The sequence below is a fragment of the Allobosea sp. P4_C6 genome, assembly GCF_056402015.1.
This window is the reverse complement of the sequence record NZ_JBFUIF010000248.1, coordinates 1-1,352: the sequence shown is the minus strand read 5'-3', so window position 1 is coordinate 1,352 and position 1,352 is coordinate 1. Positions and strand designations below refer to the sequence as shown.

General features: G+C 57.9%; 2 protein-coding genes. One reads left to right on the top strand and one right to left on the bottom strand.

The annotated features are described in order from the left end of the window. On the top strand, window positions 1–495 hold a 495-nt coding region (locus AC1DVA_RS28385; RefSeq protein WP_476808128.1), incomplete at its 5' end, for a hypothetical protein. Between the two features lie 269 nt (window positions 496–764). On the opposite strand, the gene AC1DVA_RS28380 is transcribed toward AC1DVA_RS28385, so the two are convergent. Next, on the bottom strand, window positions 765–1,352 hold a 588-nt coding region (locus AC1DVA_RS28380), incomplete at its 5' end, for a transposase (protein ID WP_476808127.1).

Here is a 1,352-nt window from a genome sequence, read left to right as displayed (position 1 = left end):
AGGATACTTCTTCGCGAAGAATGCCATTGTCGGAAAACTCTAGAGTCACTTTGCCAAAGGCTTTTGGCGAGGGCCGTTCTGGTTCATGAAACGACTGAGTTTCAGCTTTCGATCGCAGTGGCCGCCCTGAAAGCAAATTGCTCTAGATCCGATATTGTAAAACTCATTCTTGGTGACCAACTGAACTGGGTTGGTCGAAAGCCTGAACTCTTGGGAATTGACTCGCTAGTGGTTGATTTGAATGGCGTGGTGGCGCGGGTTCGACCTGAATCTGACAGAGACCTTTCATTTTGGGAATGCGTCGAAGCGCTTGGAGTTGGCTCGCGCGTGGTTCATGCCCTTACACGGAGCGGGATTTTGCCGATCAAGCACGCTGGTAGCTTGGGGCCGAGCAAGCTCGGCATTACCATCCCGATGGCCTCGCTACGGTCGTTCAAGGACCAGTATGTATCACTTTACGACGCCTCAAAATCCCGCAGTAGGCAATGCACGTAATGAGAAGGGACCTGTTGAGGCAGGGCATTCTGCCAACTTTGTCAGCAGATCGAGCAGGAGCGACATTCTACCTGAGATCCGAACTTAGCGTCCTGAATTAGCGTATCCGATCGGTTCATTTGCGAACCCGGCCACCTTCTTAGGTGCTCGCTCGTTCGGCCAATCTCCCCGCGAAGCTGGACACCCGCAAGAACGGTCTGATTTCTGGCGCTATGGTGGGGTCGGCGCGATTTCGGGATGATGATCGGCCTCAGGCTGCCTGACGGCCGTCATTTTGAGCCGATTTCAGCGATTTTGGCCGGTTCTGGACAGACTCGCCCCATGGCCCTGTTCCGTTCATGGAAGATCAGCCGGTCGAAGTTGTAGGCGATGTTGGCCAGGGTCAGTTTTGCCTCGGCGCGAGCCAGGCCAATGGTGCGGATGAACAGGCCGAACCTGTTTTTCTGATGAGCGAAGACGTGCTCGACCGCAGCCCGGATGGCCGACTTGCCGGCATTGGCGCGCGCAACATGCGCCGGCATCGGCCGTCCTGTTGGCTTGCGGCGATGGATGCGGCTGACCAGCATCTTCGCCGCCAGACATTTCTCGTTCGTCTGTGACCGGTAGGCGCTGTCGGCCCAGACCTCTGAGGAGGTGTTCTGCGTCGTCACCAGGCGCGGCAACATCCGTCCATCGGCATGCGCCGCCGAGGTCACCGCGCTCTCCCGGATAAAGCCAAAGCGCCGGTCGATCGCGATGTGGGTCTTGTAGCCAAAGACCGGCAAGGCGATCTGCGGCAAGGGTGTGCCGTCGGGCCGATACCGGATCTTGCCGCCGATCTTCAGCGTCCAGCGCGCGTCGACGTCCTTCTGCGCTGC